The organism is Geobacter sp. (assembly GCA_009684525.1).
Classification (GTDB): domain Bacteria; phylum Desulfobacterota; class Desulfuromonadia; order Geobacterales; family DSM-12255; genus Geoanaerobacter.
This window is the reverse complement of sequence record WKKR01000008.1, coordinates 12,371-30,863: the sequence shown is the minus strand read 5'-3', so window position 1 is coordinate 30,863 and position 18,493 is coordinate 12,371. Positions and strand designations below refer to the sequence as shown.

General features: G+C 58.4%; 19 protein-coding genes. 14 read left to right on the top strand and 5 right to left on the bottom strand.

All coding sequences use genetic code 11. The features are described from left to right. Nucleotides 1-26 precede the first annotated feature (26 nt). From GJT30_18270 to GJT30_18260, 3 genes are all read left to right on the top strand, one after another. Nucleotides 27-836 (top strand): ATP-binding cassette domain-containing protein, encoded by an 810-nt coding sequence (locus GJT30_18270; protein ID MSM41565.1) that lies wholly within the window; start codon nt 27-29, stop codon nt 834-836. Nucleotides 837-846: 10 nt separating this feature from the next. Continuing rightward, complete coding sequence (locus GJT30_18265) at nt 847-1,929, top strand: MCE family protein (protein ID MSM41564.1); 1,083 nt, start codon at nt 847-849, stop codon at nt 1,927-1,929. 326 nt (nt 1,930-2,255) lie between these two features. Beyond that, nucleotides 2,256-2,951: a hypothetical protein gene (locus GJT30_18260; protein ID MSM41563.1), complete on the top strand. Its 696-nt coding sequence runs from the start codon at nt 2,256-2,258 to the stop codon at nt 2,949-2,951. Nucleotides 2,952-3,183: 232 nt separating this feature from the next. On the opposite strand, the gene GJT30_18255 is transcribed toward GJT30_18260, so the two are convergent. Then, entirely contained in the window at nt 3,184-3,477 is a 294-nt protein-coding gene (locus GJT30_18255; GenBank protein ID MSM41562.1) for a hypothetical protein, read from the bottom strand. Between the two features lie 551 nt (nt 3,478-4,028). Between GJT30_18255 and GJT30_18250 the strand changes: the two genes are divergently transcribed. Genes GJT30_18250 through GJT30_18240 form a run of 3 tightly spaced genes read left to right on the top strand, consistent with a single transcriptional unit; the run spans nt 4,029 to nt 5,554 of the window. Continuing rightward, nucleotides 4,029-4,301, top strand: coding sequence for a DUF2277 family protein (locus GJT30_18250; GenBank protein ID MSM41561.1), 273 nt, complete (start codon nt 4,029-4,031; stop codon nt 4,299-4,301). A gap of 60 nt (nt 4,302-4,361) precedes the next feature. Further along, complete coding sequence (locus tag GJT30_18245) at nt 4,362-4,802, top strand: DUF296 domain-containing protein (protein MSM41560.1); 441 nt, start codon at nt 4,362-4,364, stop codon at nt 4,800-4,802. Further along, a complete protein-coding gene (locus GJT30_18240; GenBank protein MSM41559.1) occupies nt 4,799-5,554 on the top strand; it encodes an alpha/beta hydrolase in 756 nt (251 codons plus the stop codon). Before GJT30_18245 ends, GJT30_18240 begins: the two co-directional genes overlap by 4 nt. 98 nt (nt 5,555-5,652) lie before the next feature. Here GJT30_18240 and GJT30_18235 read toward each other — a convergent pair whose 3' ends face one another. Together GJT30_18235 and GJT30_18230 are read right to left on the bottom strand one after the other, a co-directional pair. Next, complete coding sequence (locus tag GJT30_18235; protein ID MSM41558.1) at nt 5,653-7,644, bottom strand: diguanylate cyclase; 1,992 nt, start codon at nt 7,642-7,644, stop codon at nt 5,653-5,655. 6 nt (nt 7,645-7,650) lie between these two features. Further along, entirely contained in the window at nt 7,651-8,523 is an 873-nt protein-coding gene (locus GJT30_18230; GenBank protein ID MSM41557.1) for a PhnD/SsuA/transferrin family substrate-binding protein, read from the bottom strand. 338 nt (nt 8,524-8,861) lie between these two features. Between GJT30_18230 and GJT30_18225 the strand changes: the two genes are divergently transcribed. The 8 genes from GJT30_18225 (at nt 8,862) to GJT30_18190 (ending at nt 16,206) form a co-directional block, all read left to right on the top strand. Further along, nucleotides 8,862-9,911, top strand: coding sequence for a hypothetical protein (locus GJT30_18225; GenBank protein MSM41556.1), 1,050 nt, complete (start codon nt 8,862-8,864; stop codon nt 9,909-9,911). 439 nt (nt 9,912-10,350) lie between these two features. Continuing rightward, nucleotides 10,351-11,196 carry a hypothetical protein gene (locus GJT30_18220; GenBank protein ID MSM41555.1) on the top strand — a complete coding sequence of 282 codons (846 nt, stop codon included), beginning with the start codon at nt 10,351-10,353 and terminating at the stop codon, nt 11,194-11,196. 65 nt (nt 11,197-11,261) lie between these two features. Beyond that, nucleotides 11,262-11,648, top strand: a complete 387-nt coding sequence (locus GJT30_18215) for a hypothetical protein (GenBank protein ID MSM41554.1) — start codon at nt 11,262-11,264, stop codon at nt 11,646-11,648. Nucleotides 11,649-12,329: 681 nt separating this feature from the next. Then, nucleotides 12,330-12,659 (top strand): signal peptidase I, encoded by a 330-nt coding sequence (locus GJT30_18210; protein MSM41553.1) that lies wholly within the window; start codon nt 12,330-12,332, stop codon nt 12,657-12,659. Between the two features lie 325 nt (nt 12,660-12,984). Then, nucleotides 12,985-13,671: a 7-cyano-7-deazaguanine synthase QueC gene (queC, locus tag GJT30_18205; protein ID MSM41552.1), complete on the top strand. Its 687-nt coding sequence runs from the start codon at nt 12,985-12,987 to the stop codon at nt 13,669-13,671. A gap of 68 nt (nt 13,672-13,739) precedes the next feature. Then, on the top strand, nt 13,740-14,510 hold the full coding sequence (locus tag GJT30_18200) for a GTP cyclohydrolase I FolE2 (GenBank protein MSM41551.1): 771 nt from the start codon (nt 13,740-13,742) through the stop codon (nt 14,508-14,510). Nucleotides 14,511-14,688: 178 nt separating this feature from the next. Next, a complete protein-coding gene (locus GJT30_18195; GenBank protein ID MSM41550.1) occupies nt 14,689-15,357 on the top strand; it encodes a DUF2064 domain-containing protein in 669 nt (222 codons plus the stop codon). Between the two features lie 21 nt (nt 15,358-15,378). Then, nucleotides 15,379-16,206: a phosphoesterase gene (locus GJT30_18190; protein MSM41549.1), complete on the top strand. Its 828-nt coding sequence runs from the start codon at nt 15,379-15,381 to the stop codon at nt 16,204-16,206. A 32-nt stretch (nt 16,207-16,238) separates the two neighbouring features. Here the strand turns inward: GJT30_18190 and GJT30_18185 are convergent, their stop codons facing one another. Both GJT30_18185 and GJT30_18180 read right to left on the bottom strand, forming a co-directional pair. Further along, the gene (locus tag GJT30_18185) at nt 16,239-17,447 is read right to left on the bottom strand and encodes a threonine ammonia-lyase (protein ID MSM41548.1); all 1,209 of its coding nucleotides are present in this window, start codon (nt 17,445-17,447) and stop codon (nt 16,239-16,241) included. A 53-nt stretch (nt 17,448-17,500) separates the two neighbouring features. Next, nucleotides 17,501-18,490 carry a cation diffusion facilitator family transporter gene (locus tag GJT30_18180; protein ID MSM41547.1) on the bottom strand — a complete coding sequence of 330 codons (990 nt, stop codon included), beginning with the start codon at nt 18,488-18,490 and terminating at the stop codon, nt 17,501-17,503. Nucleotides 18,491-18,493 lie beyond the last annotated feature (3 nt).

The window sequence follows — 18,493 nt, the reverse complement described above, 5'->3', positions numbered from 1 at the left end:
GAACGGAACTGAACAGCTGCATACGGATGGAACGGGTCACCTACTCGGTGGGTGGAAGGAGGATCATCACCGACTTCGACATGTCCCTGGGAAAAGGGGTAAACCGGACCATCCTCGGGGTATCGGGGGTGGGAAAGACCACCATCCTGAAGCTGCTGCTCGGGCTCTTGAAGCCCGATTCCGGCGAGATCTACCTCAACAGCCAGTCCATTGCCGGCCTGCGGGAGAGCCAGCTCTCCAGGCTTCGCCGCAACATCGCCATCGTCTTCCAGAACGGCGCCCTGTTCGACTCCATGACCGTTGGCGAAAACGTGGGCTACCGGCTGCTGGAGGAGGGGGAACTCCCGGAAAAGGAGATCGAGCGGATCGTGCTGGAAAAACTCTCTTTTGTCGGGCTTGAAAAGACCATCAATCTCTACCCGGCGGAGCTCTCCGGCGGGATGAAGAAGCGGGTCGCCATTGCCAGGGCCATTGCGGCCGACCCGGAGTATATCTTTTTCGACGAGCCGACCACCGGCCTTGACCCGATCGGCATCTACAACATCCGGAGCCTGATGCAGACCCTGCAACGGCAGGGGAAGACCACCCTGATGGTGACACACGACCTGCACACGGCCTTTGCCGTGTCCCAGCGCTTCTCGTTCCTGCACGACACGCAACTGATCTTCGACGGCTCGGAGGAGGAACTGCGGACCGCCGACCATCCGGGGATCAGGGAGTTCTTCAGCCCGACGGAGCAGTCGCTGTTCGTCAACGACCGGATCACCAACCTCGACCCTCTCCTGCACGAGCGGGCCGTGACGCATCTGGCCCGGCAACGGCCGATCAAACACTAAAGGCATAGCCATGAAGCGAAGCGACAATATTTCCTGGTCCCAGCTGCGGGGAGGTATCTTCATCGTGGTGGCCCTGCTCTTCTTTGCCGGCGGGGTCATCGTCATGGGGGAAAAGACCAAGTTCTTCGTCCCCAAGGGGACGCTGCGGGTCATCATGGATGACGTGGCCGGGCTCAAGGAAGGTGCGCCGGTCTGGCTCTCCGGAGTGGACGTGGGGCTGGTGCAGTCGATCCACTTTGCCCGCCCGCGGGAGAATAACGAGGTGGAGATCGTCCTGGAGGTGGAGCGGGAGGCGCTGAAGAAGATCGGCAAGGACTCGCGCATCACCATCAAGACCCGGGGGCTGATGGGTGAGAAGTACGTGGATATCACCCCGAGCATGACCGTGTCCGAGACCTCCCTGGCAGTGCTCCAGGGGACGCCGGTGGCGCGGCTGGACGACGTCATGGCCAAGGCGGGCTCCGCCTTTGACCGGTTGAACGGCATCATGGACAAGGTGGACAAGGGGGAAGGCTCCCTGGGGCGTTTCGCCAAGGACCCGGTCCTGTTCGACAACCTGGTGAAGCTCACCGGCGAGCTGAAGATCTTTGCCCAGTCGGTCAACCAGGGGGAAGGGACCCTGGGCAGGCTCAACCGCAGCCCCGAACCATATAACAAACTGATCGACATCCTCGACCGGGCCGACAACACCCTGAAGGACATCCAGTCGGCCGACGGCACCATGGGGCGGCTGATCCGCGACCGCCAGCTCTACGACAAGCTGGTGATGCTGGCGGACAAGAGCAACCAGGCCGCCGACGACGTCCGCCAGCTGAACAAGAAGCTCACTTCCACCGACGGCACCATCGGCAAGCTTTTGGGGGAACGGGAGTTCTACGACAAGGGGATGTCGCTGATGGAGCGGGCAGAGACCTCGCTCACGTCGCTGGAGATTGTCACCACGCGGTTGCAGGAGGGCCAGGGAACCGCCGGCAAACTGATCTCCGACAAAGAGCTCTACGACAAGATGAACCGGGTGATGGACGACATGAACGCCCTGGTGAAGGACATCAAGGACAACCCCAAGCGCTACGTGAAATTCTCGCTCTTCTAGCCCCAAGCTGCGGATCGTTGCCCGGCAGCGCTTCACAGCCTCTCGCCCCAGGTCCGTTACCCTCAAAAGCCCTCCGTTCGCTCCAGCGACCGGGGGCTTTCCGTTGAAAAAGTGTAAAATTCCTTTACACGTGTAAAATTCCTTTACACGAAAAACCACATAACCAATTGATTTAACTCTTGATTTAGCCGATAGGATGCGATACACCCATGATAGTACCATGCTGAGATGGGCCTATTCGTTTTTCTGCCACTGGGACTGCCCGGGTGGCAACCTGAAAGCCCGGCATCAGCGAACGACCGATAACATCGATCAGGGAGTATCGTATGCGAAACGTAGTGGCAGTCTTGCTCGTACTCATGTTGACAGCATGCGCCTCAAGTCGAGGTTTTGACCGTGGGAATCTTCGGGGCCAGATTCCCGACCAGCAACGGGTCACAGAGGAAGATATACAGAGAGTTCTCGAACTGAAACCGCAACTGCCCTCCCCATTCACGCTCGCAATCTATTTCGTATCACCGTCGACAGGTTCATGTTATGGGAATAACTGGAACTGGCTCAGTGAAGATAAAGATACGTTGCAGTCGCTTGAGGCAGAATTGAAGGGCAAAGGTATCCTATCGGAGGTTTTCGTAATCAGTAGCCAGATCGTCGAGGAAAGCGACAATCAGTCTATCCGCCTTGCAGCGGCTCGTGCCGGAGCGGATGCCGTGTTAATAGTCAACGGGGTGAGCGACATTGACCGATACAATAATGCCCTCGGCTATACCTACTTCCTGTTGATTACCCCCTTCTTCATCCCCGGCACTGAGGCTGATGGTCTTTTTATGGCAAATGCCACGATGTGGGATGTCCGCAACCAGTACCTTTACCTGTCCGCAGAGAGCGAAGGTACTGCCAAGGAAATCAAACCCGCTGTCTTCATCGACGAAAAGCGCATTATAAAATCAGCAAAATCTGCGGCCCTCGCGGCCCTAAAAACCGAGATTTCCTCCCGCCTGACACGAATAGGTGCAAAATGATCGTTCAACGATATACCCCTTGTAATGCCATGCGAGGGTGGCCCACGCCGAAGGATATGAAGCCCTAAGACAACCTGTGGGCGTTGTATCAGAGCAGGTAGTTGAACAACGGACCGGTCACCAGGAACAACAGGAACAACGACACCCCCAACACCACTGCACATGCGATAACCCGCTGCTTCATGACGCCGCCCCTTTCCGACTCCTCCATGCTTTCCAGGACAAGACCCTCTTACTGCTGTCCGCCCGCATTGTCCCGCGGCGGCGGTGCACCTTCGGGAACGGCCACCATCTGGCCGTCCATCGATTTGCAAACCGCCTTCATCGTGCCCCGTGGGGTAGTGACCTCCACCGCTGTCCCCTCGTTTTTCCCTTTGCAGGCATCGTATGCCTCCTGGGGCGGTTTCCGGTGGCCTCCTCCCCTTCTCTGCTGCATGTCGGTGTTGTCGCCCCAAACCGCGGTGCAGGGCACCAGCGCCGCAAACAGACAGAAGATACCCAACCGCTTCATCGTGTGTATGACCATAACGTTCTCCTTTTTGCCGGGCCGTGCTGGCACTGCGTCCGGGGCAGGTCTCTTCCGGCCGGACGCAAGCGTCCCCCGTGGGGATGCAGACCCCGAGACTGTAATGTGGGATCAGTGTAGCGGGAAATAATGGCGGGAATATGCAGGAAACGAGGAAAGACTGAGTTGCCCGGCAGCGCTCCGCCGGCTTCCCCTGTTTCGATTCGGGCAGGGCAGCAGGCAGAGTGTAAAATTTCTTTACACTATAGATGCCATAACCAGTTGATTTGCAACTTGATTTTGCCGGGCACCTGCGGTACACCGTTGGTAGTGCCTAATGGCCCACCTGAAACCGGGGTAAAATGGCGTGACCGTCTGAAGACACACACCAAAGGGGTCACACACACCAAAGGGGCGCCTCCTGATGTTAGAGATTGGTCTCTTTGACAGCATATCAGGAAGTCTTTGCCTTCTCGTTATGCCGGGAGGTGCCTTTTATATGATTATCAGGTCTCAACAATTGACACGCACCTCGAATCGCGGATTGCGGCAGTGTGGAGAACGGAGGAAGCATGTGCCGGAATATCAAGACCCTCTTCAACTTCGACCCGCCGGCTACGGACGAAGAGATTCGCGCCTCCGCGCTGCAGTTCGTCCGAAAGCTCAGCGGATTCAACACCCCTTCAAAAGCCAACCAGGCTGCCTTCGACCTGGCTGTCGAGCAGGTAGCCGAGGCCGCGCGGACCCTCCTCTTCTCGCTCACCACGGCTGCGCCGCCGCGCGACCGGGAAACCGAGAGGGCAAAGGCAATTGATCGAGCGAGTAAACGGTTCGGACGCACGTAACGGGATCGGAAGATCCTCCCCCATATCCGCCCGAAAGGCGCTGTTGCGAGAGGTCAGACCATGGAGTACCAGGTAGGGAAACCGGGCAGAATCGTTATTGCCCGCTTCAACGATGGAGACGATCTGCTGGCCGGGCTGGCGGATATCTGCCGCAAAGAAGGGATCAGGGCGGCCTGTTTCAGCATCGTCGGCGGCATCAGGAGGGGGCGCTACGTCGTCGGCCCGGCGTCGGAAGAGATGCCGCCGGTGCCGGTCTGGCGGGAACTCGCAGAAAGCCACGAAGCGGCAGGGTTCGGAACCGTTTTCTGGCACGGAGACCAGCCAAAAGTGCACTTCCACGGTGCGTTCGCCAAAGGGGATAGCGTAAGATCGGGCTGCCTGCGCGAGGGGAGCGAGACCTTCCTGGTGCTGGAAGCGGTCATCACGGAGATACTCGACGTGAATGCCATTCGCGAGCTTGACGAGGAGTCCGGCATGGTGCTGCTCAAGCTGCTCGCATGACCGACCCGATCCTTGACCATCCCGCTCTCTCGGCCCGCTATTTCTACCCCTGGCCCAATCGCTTCGCAGAACCGTTCTTCGTAAACGGCCCCGGCTATCGGCTCGGCTGCCGTTACCGCCACGTTTCGGACGACTATCCGACCATCATCCACTTCCATGGCAACGGCGAAACGGTAGCCGACTATCTCGACGACTTTGAGGAACGGATCGTTGCCATGGGCGCCAACCTGCTCCTTGCCGAGTACCGGGGATACGGCATGTCGAGCGGCGAGCCGGGGCTTGTCGCCATGCTTGAAGACGTCCGGCTTATAACCGAAGCGAGCGGAGCCCCTGCGGAACGGATCATCTTTTTCGGCCGTTCGCTCGGCTCGTTGTACGCTGTCCACGGCGCATCCCTCTACCCGCAGGCGGCAGGGCTGATCGTCGAAAGCGGCCTGGCAGACCCTCTGGAACGGATTCTGGTCCGGGTCGAACCGTATCAGGTCGGCGCAACGCCGGATTCGCTCAGGAGCGCAGTGGACAGGCACCTGAACCAGCAGCAGAAGATCGGGGCGTTCCGGGGCCGCGTGCTGATCATGCACACCCGAAACGACGACCTCGTCGACGTCTCCCATGCCGAGCGGCTCTATGACTGGGCTCATGAGCCTAAGGAGCGGCTGATCTTCGACCGGGGCGATCACAACACCATCATGGCGGTGAACGCTGCAGCCTATTTCGAGGCGGTCGAGCGGATCGTGGAGAGTATGGGGTAATCAGAAGCATCGGCCTGGAAATGTCGGGCTCTAGTCCTGATTTCGGGTCAGTGTAGCGGGAAATAAGGGCAGGGATATGCAGCGGTGGCGTTACAGCGCTACTCGGCCCATTCGATCGGCGAGCGGCTGCCGGGAATCGGCGAGGGCTCCACGTGCGCAGCCACGCACATGCAGTCCCGACCGGAGGCTTTTGCCTGGTACATCAACTGGTCGACACGTATCAGCAGCGTATCAGCCGAATCCTCGGGCAGATGACAGGTCACCCCGAGGCTTGCCGTCACGGTTCCCACCCCTTCGATCTCATGCCCGCGCAGTTCCGTCAACAGGGTTTCCGCCAGTGTCGCGGCTGCTTCCAGCGGCGTGTTGACCAGGAGAAGCAGGAACTCTTCCCCCCCCCAGCGGGCAAGGATGTCTGACGAGCGGATTCTTCCCCTGATCAGCTTCACCATCTCCTGCAACACCCGGTCTCCGGCCTCGTGGCCACAGGAGTCGTTCACCCGTTTGAAACGGTCCACATCGAGCATGACCAGCGAAAACGGCGTGCCATAACGATCCGCACGGTGGAGCTCCGCCTCAAGCGCCTGCAGAAAATGCCGGCGATTGAAGGCGCCGGTCAGTGGGTCGGTTACCGAGAGCAGGGTCAACTGCGATTCGAGCCGTTTCCGCTCGGTGATGTCACGGAAGACCGTGACAGAGCCGATCACCTTGCGCCCCTGCAGCATCGGCTGGCTGGCAACCTCGACCATGAAGGGGCTGCCGTCGGCCCGGCAGAACCACTCTTCCCCTTTGTAGCGCTCACCAGCATGGATGACCTTGTAGATCGGGCAGTCGGTCAGAGGGGTCTTTTCACCGGAGCCGTGGTGATGGAATAGATAATGGGCAATCTTGCCCATCAGGTCGGTGCCGGTGAGACCGAGGACATGCGCGGCAGCCTGGTTGACAAAGGTGATGGTACCGTCCTTGTCCATGACATAGAGGCTGTCGTCCATGGTATCGGCAATCAGCCGCAGATGCTGTTCCTGCTTTCGTACAGTCTGCACGCTCCGAAGAAACAGGTAGAATGCGATCCCCACCAGAAGCAGCATGACACTGAACATGGCCAGATGCAGGCGGTGGCCGAAATATATCTCGTCGAGTTCAGGAGATCGGGAAAAGGCGAGCAGGACAGCCTTGGAGCTCCCCTTGGCATCGTTGAGAGGCAGCATGGTGACTCGGACCGCGGTGCTCCCCTGCCGGAGCGCAATGGAGCCGGCATTGCCGCTGGCGAGTTGCGCCATGAAATCCTTCGACGTCCCCAGCCGTTCGTACACCGCCTGAACCGACGGCGAGAGTGGCGGCGGGCTGTCTGGAAGCTGCCGCTGGGGGTCCTCCACCAGCCACTCCCGGCTGAACCGTGCCGGCGCAAAGAGCCCTTTGTATTCTTCGAACAACTTGGGGAGCATTGCCTGGTCATGTACGGTAAGCAGATATTCACAGCCGGGATCGAGGGTGTGCATCTCCCGCCGGATCGCCTCAAAGGGCTGGCTGAATTCCACACTCCCCAGGTGTTTGCCGTTCCAGACGATGGGGAAAACGTTGCGGAAACCGACCATGATCCGACCGGTTTCAAAGGTATGTACCGGCTTGAGGCTGGAGTTGGCCATGACCACCGATGGCCTGGTGTCGGCAAGGGAATCGCCGCTGTTGTGCGGGGCATGGAACCGGAGAAAAGACCGGTTGTCGGACGTATGGAAATGGAACTGGCGGATATCCTGCTGGCTGAGCTGCTCGTAGGTCGGATAGAGCAGGCGGTACAGCTTGGCCCGGACGACATTCTTCCGGGCAGCATCGCTGGTATCAGCCGCCTTGAGCAGTTCGAGCACCTCCGGCTTCATGACATACGTCTGGAAATAGGCATCCATGGTATGGCGATGGGAAACGGTCACGGCCTTCCAGGCGATCTCCTGAGCGGCAGTCTGCTTGGCCAGGTTGAGCGCCACATGGGTGTCGCGTTCATGGCGCAGGAATATGTATCCCGTCAGCCAGACCAGGCAAGAGACAATACAGACAAACAGCGGAAGCATGTAGCTGCCCGTTCTGGATTTCAGCATCTCTACCTACCGTGCGCCCAAGTAGTCGCGAATTACCTGATAGTCCCGGTCCACTACCGGAGCGAACCCGTATCTCCCTGCGATGAACCTCTTGCTGCTTTCCGGCGACAGTTCCAGGAGCGCTTTCCGTATGGCTTCAAGCTGCTCGCGGGAAAGGGTTGCCCCGTTGCCGACCAGCACCAGCCCGGGGAATGGTGGCGTCTCCTCCATGATCCGCAAGGAGAGCGTGGCGTATTTGGCAGCTATCGATGACTTGATCCCCCCGGCGGCATATTCCCCCCTGATGACGGCAAGGGCCACATTGTCCTGATTGCCCAGGTATTCATGCGGGAATTGCCCGATACCTTTTCCGTGACGTCCCAGGATGTAATCTATCCCCAACTGGCCGCAGGTCGAGAGGGGCTGCACAAGGGCAATGGACCCGCGGAGTTCGCCCACCCGTTTCGGACCGTCGAACGCGGACACCAGGGCGCAGTTATAGGAAGAGCGTCCATCCGCTTCCTTGAAAATGGCCAGGGGAACGGCCTGGGGGAACTGTTCCCGGAGCTTCACGTAGGGGAGTGGCCCCATCTGGGCAAGATCAATCTGCCTTTCCCGAAAGAGCCGGATGATGTCGGCATGCTTCCGCTCGTAACGGATTTTGACCGGCCGGCCGATAGTCTTGGCGAGATGATCGGCAAACGGGGCATGACTGGTAACGGCTGTTTCCATATGCTCGATGGGAGAGGGGGTGTAGGTAATAGCCGCGGCACGGGCAACCGCGCCGGGATGCATGAACAGGAAGCAGGCTGCAACTGCGCATATCCAGGATGAACAGACTGTTCGCGTCATGGAACTCCTTGAATCATCTCGGGCATGTACATATATGTACCATTCCATCGGTATATTTCAAGACTTTGTCTCTGTGCAACGGAAAATATGATAGGGGCTGGTGGCGCATGGACAGCGCTATCGGCCACCACTGTAACCGGATTTGTTTCATTTCTCATGAGCAAAACCCTCGCCCCAGTGTAAATTCTCTTTACACACATCGCCCATAACATAACGAAATTATTCTTGATTTTGCCATGCAAACAAGATAAACAGGTTTTAACCTTTTTTCATCCTGTAGCTACTGAGACGTGCGTGAAATGAAATATGCATGAGGGATCCATGAATAGCATCTATTACATGGGTATCTCTGTACAACTCTGCAATGAACAAATGGAGGAATCACAATGAAACTGTTCAACTGGAACGCTTCGGCCCTGGTCGTTGCCGGAAGTCTCACCATGCTGCTGTCCGCCTGCGGCACGACAAAGAACTTCGCCGTGGATTCCAATCCGAAAGGGGCGCTGGTGGTGGCCAAAGCAAAGGAGGGCTACCCCATCGTCAAGGGTGCCACGGTCTACAGGGACACGCCTCTCTGCGAAACCCCGACAACGCTTCCTATCACGTTCATGGCAGACACGACGAAAGCAACGCTTATCGCCGAAAAAAGGGGATATACCTCCGCCTCGTACGATCTGGACAAAACCTCGGCAGAAACGGTTCATTTCGCTCTGCAAAAGATCGACGGAGTTCCCGAGTCGACATTCGACAAAAACGACCTGCCCTCGGCAGAGTTCTCCCTTTTGCCGCTCCACGTGGAGGTCCATGTCAGGTCCGGCGTCGGCAGACTGGACAGCCTGGATATCTCTCCGGAAGCCTCGCAAAAAGCAATGGACGAACTCACGGCAGAGGTGCTGAAATCCCTTGACGGCAACAAATCGCACATCCATCCGGCAGCCATAGACGCCCCGCTGAAAACCGACTGGAAGGCACTTACGCCGGATTTCAACAAGTATGTCCTGAAACTCGACGCGAACAGACTGCCGTACTACAGCCTCCCACCGTACATAACCACCAACGTGGAAGGGTTCGGATCGTTCCTGGGGAGACTCGGAAGTCAGCAGGGAAACGACAAACCCTATCTCCTTTATGTCTGGAGCAAGTGCATAACGGAAACCACCGGGCGTCAGGTGGGAAATGTCCTGTTCTCCCTCCTGGGGGCCGCCACAGCAGGCTATTCGCAGGCAGCAGGAACGGGATTTCATCACATCTACGATCCATCTGCGTTCGCTCCCGACTCAGGGACTCTTGTCATGATGTGTGTCATCGACGCAAAAACCTCGGAGGTTGTGCACATCGAACAGCGGGTATTCCCCGATATAACCGATGAAGATGCCCTCAAGGCCATGGCGAGCGCCATCAGCACATTCCCTGCAGCCGCTGCGAAGAAGGAGTGAACCCGGCAAGAGCGTGTAGGGCCGGGGCTGACAACAGTTCGTTTGCAGTTCTCCCAGGTCTGACAATCGGATGTCTCTTCTTCTGTCAAAAAGCCCCCGGCTGTTACGCAACCGGGGGCTTTTTTCAACCCCGCATGTAAAATTTTTTTACATGTGTAAATATTCTTTACACCAAAATCGCTGTAACCATTTGTTATACATATTGATTTTGCCAACCGAATAGGATACACAGATCTGTAGCGCCTTCACGGGATATCAATCCATGGAGTGGGCTGCTGTGGCGAGCCTTGCCGGGATCATGCGCCCCGATAGCACACCCCAGCCGATTTCTGCGCATCAGCACTTCGACGACATTGACAGCAGCGACATCCCGCATGCTGTACGGCACTGAACTCAGTGTGGTGGACTGCCACATTCATTTAAACGAAACGGAGACAACATGAAAAAGAGCCTTGTGATGCTATCTGCCCTTGTCTTTATGTCTGCACCTGCCTATGCAGAACAGAAACTGCTCATTACCGATGTGCTCGATCTGGGACAATCAGAAGTCTCGACTGCGATATCCTACAACTACTCCTCGTACGATTTTTCCGATAATGCCAAAATATATCCATCCGGCACTGCCAGAATCAACACCACCTCAGCATCCTGTTCCGCCGCCACCGGACTGGGACACGGCCTGCAGATATCGGCATCCATTCCCTATCTCCTCTCACAGAACTCCTCGTACAAATTTGAAACCACACCGGCAAGTTCCGTAAGTTCGAAGCGCGACGGACTCGGCGACCTGACTGTAGGCGCCAGATACCGGATGGTCGACGAAGAGACGGCACCGGTCACCCTGGTCACCGGTCTGGACCTGAAATTCGACATGGAAGACTCAGACCACGGCGGCACCGGGACGACCAACGTCTCCCCCTACCTGGCCCTGAGCAGCAAAGCCTCCCCAAATACCCGTGTCTACGCTTACTACGCAGCAGTGCTGAGGAATCATGGCGCGTCTGACACCCACGCCATCATGGCTGGAGTTGAGCAGGGCATCACCAACAGGGTCACCGCTGTCGTGGAGGCAGGGGTTAATTTCCTTACCAACAACGACCACCTGAAAAACACGGACGAATACGGGATCAACCTTGCCACTTACTTGCAGATGTATGGCAACCTCTACCTGATTCCATCAATCGGGGTTAGCGTGGCTGGAAGTTTCGACCGCAAGGATTCTACAACCCATTACGGTCCTACGCATTCCGCCGGTGGAGCACTGGCACTGTACTACCTGTTTTGATAGAGGATTTCCAACCGGGCCTCATTTTGTTGATGAGATACAATGAATCCAGAAAGGACTCGTTCGTGACAAAACTACTGCTTCTGGCAACGGCATTCATGACGTTGGTCGGCTGTACTTCGGTGGGGAACCTGGGCTTGGTCACCAGAAGCACGGGAGATCCGGGAGCGCTGCTGCGAAACAGCCAGCCCTACACCGAGATCGGCCCGGCAGAAGGTCAGGCTTGCCGCTTTTTCGTCCTGGCTGTGCTCCCTTTTGGCGATTCGTCGTTTTCCACTGCTGTTGAGGACGCTCTCAACAGACATAACGCCGATGCCCTGCTCAACGTAACCGTATCGAGCAGCCTGTACGGCTTCATCCCCATTTACAACGTCTATTCCTACACCTGCACCAATGTAAAAGGGATCGCCATCAAATTTGAGAAAAAGGAAGAGAAACCGCGCAACCCCTGACAAAGCAGGGGAAAGAAACGACGTCGCCTCCCCGGCTAAAGGCTTTCGTTCCCGGACCGAAAAGATTCTAGTATTTACGAAAGCATGCACTCAGCCAAGGAGAAGATCATGCGCATAATCCGTGGAATAGCCACTCTTACCCTGCTATGCCTGTTCGCCATGGCTGGCGTCGGCCATGCCAGGCAGGTCTTTCTGAAGGATGGCAGCATCCTGGAATGCGAATCGTTCTGGCGCAAGGGGAATGATGTCTTTGTCAAGGTGAACCGTGACGTGGTGGTCCCCTTCAGCAAGGACGAGATCGACCTGAAGAAAACCCTGCGCCTGCAGAAGAAAAAGACCGTCAAGCATGCCGCATCGGTAAAACAGGCCGTGAACGCCGAACCAAAGGCAGCAATCCCGGCACAACCAACAGCTGCAGAGCACAAAAAGGGACCCACGACAAAGGCCGCTGCACAACCGGCAACGACAGCAGCCGGCACAACAGCCACGGCCAAGCCGGCGGCACAGCAACCTGCGAAACCAGGAAAACCGGTTCCCGCCCCAGCCGTTACCAAGCCTGCACCGGTAAAACCACCGCCGGCATCGACCACCCCGTCCCCGCTTCCGCCGCCTTTGAAGGAACGGCAGTCGCTCCCCCAGCCGGCACCGAATTTGCCCAACCTGGCGGCAATAAGTTCGACTGTGCTCTATCTCGCGGCCTTCATCATCCTTGCCCTGATTATCCTTGTGATAGCCGGCAACTGGAAGGTCTTCGAAAAGGCAGGGGTGGCTGGCTGGAAATGCCTGATCCCGATCTACAACCTCTACCTGCTGCTCATTATTGCCGGGAAACCCTGGTGGTGGCTCATCCTCATGTTCATCCCCATCGTCAGCGTCGTCATCTACCTGCTGGCCATGCTTGCCCTGGCGGAACGATTCGGCAAGGGACCGCTCTTTGGCGTCGGTCTGTTCTTCCTGCCGGTCATCTTCTTCCCGTTGCTCGGCTTTGACAGCTCGGAGTACCGGGGATAGCCATCCAGAGGACTGGAGCCAGCACAATCGGGCGCACCCGATCGTCGCACAGACAGAGCCCCCGCAGTCACCAGACGCGGGGGCTCCTTTTGTTCCGGGCAGTTGCATGCCGCACCGGTTTCGGATTATGATTCAACACGAAAAAGAAAGGTTGCGATTTTAAGGAAAATATTCTAATAAAACTATGCGCCTCCCGTTGCAGGTCACCCCGTACTTCATCCGGGGAATCTCTTGTGCACATCCTCCGTTGCATTATCGTGCCGCTCTTGATACGCTGCTCCTGCTGCGTTTGCCGTCAATCCTCACAGCGGGAGAAGGGTAACATATGACCAAGAAAGCCGTCGTACTCTACAGCGGTGGGCTGGATTCCACCACCTGCATGGCCATTGCCAGGGCACAAGGATACGAGCCCTATGCCATGAGCTTTGCCTATGGACAGCGCCACAGCCATGAACTGGACGTGGCCAGGGCCAATGCCCGCCATTTCGGCGCCAGGGACCATCTGGTAGTTGAATTCGATTACCGCCAGGTAGGAGGGAGCGCCCTCACTTCGGACATGGCGGTGCCGAAAGAGGGAGTGGGCAACGATATCCCGGTCACCTACGTGCCGGCCCGCAATACCATCTTTCTCTCCTTTGCCCTCGGATGGGCAGAGGTGCTGTCGGCCTTCGACATCTTCATCGGCGTTAACGCCCTGGACTATTCGGGATACCCCGATTGCCGTCCGGAATACATCGCCGCCTTCGAGACCATGGCCAACCTGGCCACCAAGGCCGGGGTGGAAGGGAGCGGGCGCTTCGTCATCCATACGCCCCTGATCAGCCTCACCAAGGCAGAGATCATCACGAGGGGGCATGAGCTGGGGGTCGACTACGGCCGCACCCATTCCTGCTACGATCCAGACTCAGACGGCCTCGCCTGCGGCCTCTGCGATTCGTGCAGGCTGCGCCTCAAGGGTTTTGCCGAGGCAGGGATGACCGACCCGGCGCAATACGCAGGGCGCACACCGTGAAACAGGGAGCGAAAAAACCGGAATCCGGCGATATGACACCACTGAAGAAGAACGCGAACGACTCTCGGCTGAGCGACGTCCAGACTACCAGGGACACCCGCCGCATCCCCATCGACAAGGTGGGGGTGAAGGACATCTCCTACCCCATCGTGGTGATGGACAAGAACCGGAAGTTCCAGCACACAGTGGCGCGCATCAATATGTACGTGGACCTCCCCCATCACTTCAAGGGGACCCACATGAGCCGCTTCATCGAACTGCTCAACGCCTACCGCGAAGAGATCGGCATCGACAAGCTGGAAGCGATGCTCGCAGACATGAAAAAGAAGCTCGGGGCCGAAACGGCCCACCTGGAGATGGAATTCCCCTATTTCGTGGAAAAGCGCGCCCCGGTTTCCCGGGCCCGCAGCCTGATGGAGTATACCTGCAGCTTCAGCGCCACCCTGTCGGACCGCTTCGACTTCGTGCTGGGTATCCAGGTGCCGGTGACCTCGCTCTGCCCCTGCAGCAAGGAGCTTTCCGACTACGGCGCCCACAACCAGCGTGGCATCGTCAGCGTCGAGGTTCGCTACCGCGAATTCATCTGGATCGAAGACCTGATCGAGCTGGTGGAGCGCTGTGGCTCGAGCCCGGTCTATTCCCTGCTGAAGCGGGAAGATGAGAAGTTCGTTACCGAACAAGCCTTTGAAAACCCCAAGTTCGTGGAGGATATGGTGCGGGAGGTTACCCAGCGACTTTCGGCACTGGAGAGTATCACCTGGTTCAGCGTGGCGGCGGAAAACTTCGAATCGATCCACAAGCATTCCGCCTTTGCCAAGATTGAACGGGACATGCGGTAATGCAGTACGGGCATATGACGGAAATTCCCGCCCTGTGGATAAACCTGTGAACAAACGCCTAAACTGTGGAAAAATCTATTTCTTTTCACAACAATCAAACACGTTGGAAGCAGACGGGGCGCACGTTTGCGCATGTTTTGACCACCAGAAGCCGTCTATCCCCCAGAATGCATAATAAATGGTTTCTAACGTTTTGTCGGCACTGTTGATATTCGCCAAATGGCCGGTTCCCGGTGCGGTAAAGACCCGTCTTTCGCCCCCGCTGACCGCCGAAGAAGCGGCAAACCTCTATCGATGCATGCTCCTGGACACTCTGGCCGCCACCAGATCGCTGGCAGGCATTACGCGGATCCTCTGCTATGACGGAGGCGCACAGGAGAAGCATTTCCGGGAGCTGGCCCCGGAGGTGCGCCTGGTGCGGCAACAGGGTGAAGGGCTGGGAGAACGTTTGCAGAGCGCCTTTGGCGAGGCATTCGGCAATGGTTTTTCATCCATTGCCGTAATCGGTACCGACACCCCGCACCTGGCAACCGCGCGGGTCGTCGCAGCATTCAGTCTGCTGGCCAAGGGAGAGACAGATCTGGTCTTTGGCCCCAGCGATGACGGCGGCTACTACCTGCTGGCCATGAAACAGCAGCACCCGGAACTGTTCCGGGCAATCCCCTGGAGCAGCGCCACAGTTCTCGAAGAGAGCCTGGCGCGGGCAGCGGCCGCCGGGCTGCGGTCCACCCTGCTCCCCGGCGATTTCGATCTCGATACGGTTGACGAACTGCACCGCTTCATGGCCCTTCCCGACCAGGATACAGCACCGCTCACCAGGGAGTACCTGCACCGTCTCGGGTTTTGAACCGGCACAGAGGATCCACCCATGCAGACCTTAATGCTGAGATGCCGACCACTCCTTGCCTGCACCCTGATCTGGTGCATGCTCATGGCAGCCGTCGCTGCGCCGGCAGATGCCTCCACACTCCACGAGCGTTCGCTGGAACTCCTCGCCCATACCGCAAAAACAGCCGATCCGGCGGACTTCTCCTTCGTGGTTATGGGCGATTCCCAGGAAAACATCCGGATGCTGCGAAAGGTGCTGCGGCAATCGTGCGCCTTCAAGCCCCTCTTCATCCTGCACAACGGCGATGTTACCGACGGTGGCACCCGTACCGAATTCACCCGTTTTCTCACCGCCCTTGCCCAGGAGGCGGCGAATATCCCGGTGTTCGTGGTGCGCGGCAATCATGAGCGAGACCCGCAGCTCTTCAGGGAGATGATCGGCCCGCAGCTGTTCCGCCTCGATCTACCGCACCTGAATTTCGTACTTGCAGCGGTGGACAACAGCGAATTCGATCTGTCGGAACCGGCACGGGACTTCCTGAAAAGCGCCGTTGCCTCGTCCCGTCGCTATCGATTCATTGCCATGCACATCCCCCCCTACTCGACCACCTGGAACTGGTTCACCTTCACGAGCGGCATGCCCGAACTCCTGGCCATGCTCTCCATCCATCGTCCCACCACGGCATTCTTTTCCCATGTGCACCAGTACGCGCGGGATAACAGCCGCGGGTATCCCATGGTGGTCACCGGCGGTGCCGGCGCCTCTCTGCACGGCCGGGACAAGTTCCCCGGCGAGCCGGTCCATCATTTCGTGCTGGTCAGGGTGACAAAGGAAGCGGTAACGACACGGTTGGTCAAGGTGGAATAGGACGCAAAGGCAACTTGGTTTCCGGATGGGCACTACTTGAGGACGTTTACTTCGTAACCAACCCCCTTCAGGTGATTGATGACATCCGCGATATGCTCGTAGCCCCTGGTTTCCAGCTCCAGGAGCACCTCGGTCTTGCCGATGGGAAGCGACTTGGAACGGCGGTCGTGGGTGATGATGGAGATATTGGCCCGCACCAGGGCAATCTCCGCGGTGAGCCGGGCCAGGGCACCGGGCAGGTCGTCCAGCTCGACCTTCAGCTTCAGGTAGCGGCCGGCGGCCAAAAGCCCCCGCTCCACCACCACCGAGATGGTCTTGACGTCGATGTTGCCGCCGGACAGGACGCAGACCGTCTTGCCGGACAGATTCGCCACCTTCCCCCCCAACAGCGCTGCCAGCGGCACCGCACCGGCCCCTTCCACCAACAGCTTGGTCCGCTCCAACAGTGCCACGATGGCCAGGGCGATCTCTTCCTCCTCCACCAGCACCACTTCGTCCACCAGATCCCGCACAATGGGAAAGGTACGCTTCCCCACCCGCTTCACGGCTATGCCGTCGGCCAGGCTGACATGCACCGGAGCCGCCAGGATCCGCCCTTTCTGCAGGGAAAAATGCATGGAAGGGGCAGCGGCCGACTCGACCCCGATAATCCGGACATGGGGATGGGTCTCCTTGATGGCGGTGGCGATCCCGCTGATCAACCCGCCGCCGCCGATGGGAACCAGCACCGTTGACACATCGGCCAGATCCTCGAGGATCTCTTTGCCGATGGTACCCTGCCCCGCAATGACCAGAGGGTCGTCGAAAGGATGGACGAAGAGCGCGCCACTGGCAGCGCCGGCCTCCACTGCCGCGGCATAGGCCTCGTCGAAGGTCCGGCCGGTGAGGACGACCTCGGCGCCGTAGTCGCGGGTGGCAAAGACCTTTTGCGGCGGCGTGCTCTCGGGCATGTAGACGGTGGCCTTCACCCCGAGGAGATCGGCGGAAAAGGCGACCCCCTGGGCGTGATTGCCCGCCGAAGCCGTGATGACGCCGCGGACAAGGGCTTCCCGAGGCTGAGAGGTCATGAAATTCAGGGCACCGCGGATCTTGAAGGCACCGGTCCTCTGCAGGTTCTCGCATTTGAACCAGATCGGCACCCCCAGTTTTTCGCTGAAATGGTGCGACGGGATCATCTCGGTGCGCCGTACCCGCTTCTTCAGGCGATCTTCGGCTTCATGGATGAGACTGGTGAGATCCATACTGCTCCGTTATCGACATATGGCAGGCGTGTGCCTGCCACGTGCGCATCTGTTCAGTGCTCGTGGTCGCAACCACCGGGATGATGCTGGTGCCCGTGCCCATGGGTGTGACTGTACTGCTGACGGGAACTGGAACGCGGACGATGGCGGATATCCTTGATGATCGGGCCCTCGATGCACCGGGTACACTCCACCTGCAGGGTGGTGTGGGAGATATGGAACCGGTCGAAGAGGAGTTCCTCGATGTGACGCAGGACCCCGGCCTGCTCCCCCTTGAATTCCGGCTTGACGTCGACATGGGCCGAAAGCGCCAGGATATGGGAGCAGATGGTCCAGATATTCAGGTGATGGACGTCGTTCACCCCTTCGATCCCGCGGATCGATTCGCTTACCTCGGTAGTGCTCATCCCCCGCGGCACACCCTCCAGCAGGATATGGACCGACTCCCGGATCACCCGCCACGATCCCCAGAAGATGATACAGCCGATCACCGCCGAAATGCAGGCATCCAGCTGGTACCAGTCGGTAAAGTACATGACCAGACCGCCGATGATGACCCCCACCGATGCGGCGGCATCGCCGATGACGTGGAGGAAGGCGCTGCGCACGTTGAGATCGTCATGGGAATGCTGGTGCAGGGCACCGGCAGCCACCAGGTTCATCACCAGGCCGATGAGCGCGATGACAAACATGGGGAGGCTCTTCACCTCCTCGGGGTGCATGAAGCGGAGGACCGCCTCATAGAAGATCCCCGCTGCCATCAGGAAGACCGTGACCCCATTGATGAACGAGGCAAAGACCTCGGTCCGGTGCCAGCCGAAGGTCCGGGTGTCCGAAGCGGGGACGGCTGCCAGGCGGATGGCCCCCAGGGAGAGGATCAGGGCGAACAGGTCGAGGAAGACATGGGCCGCATCGGAAAGCAGAGCCAGGGAGTTGGTCCAGATCCCGCCGATCACCTCGGCCAGAAGGGTCAGAGCGGTCAGGGCGATGGCATAGGAGAACCGCCCTGCAATACTGTTGTCAAAATGGCTGTCGGCATGCATGGT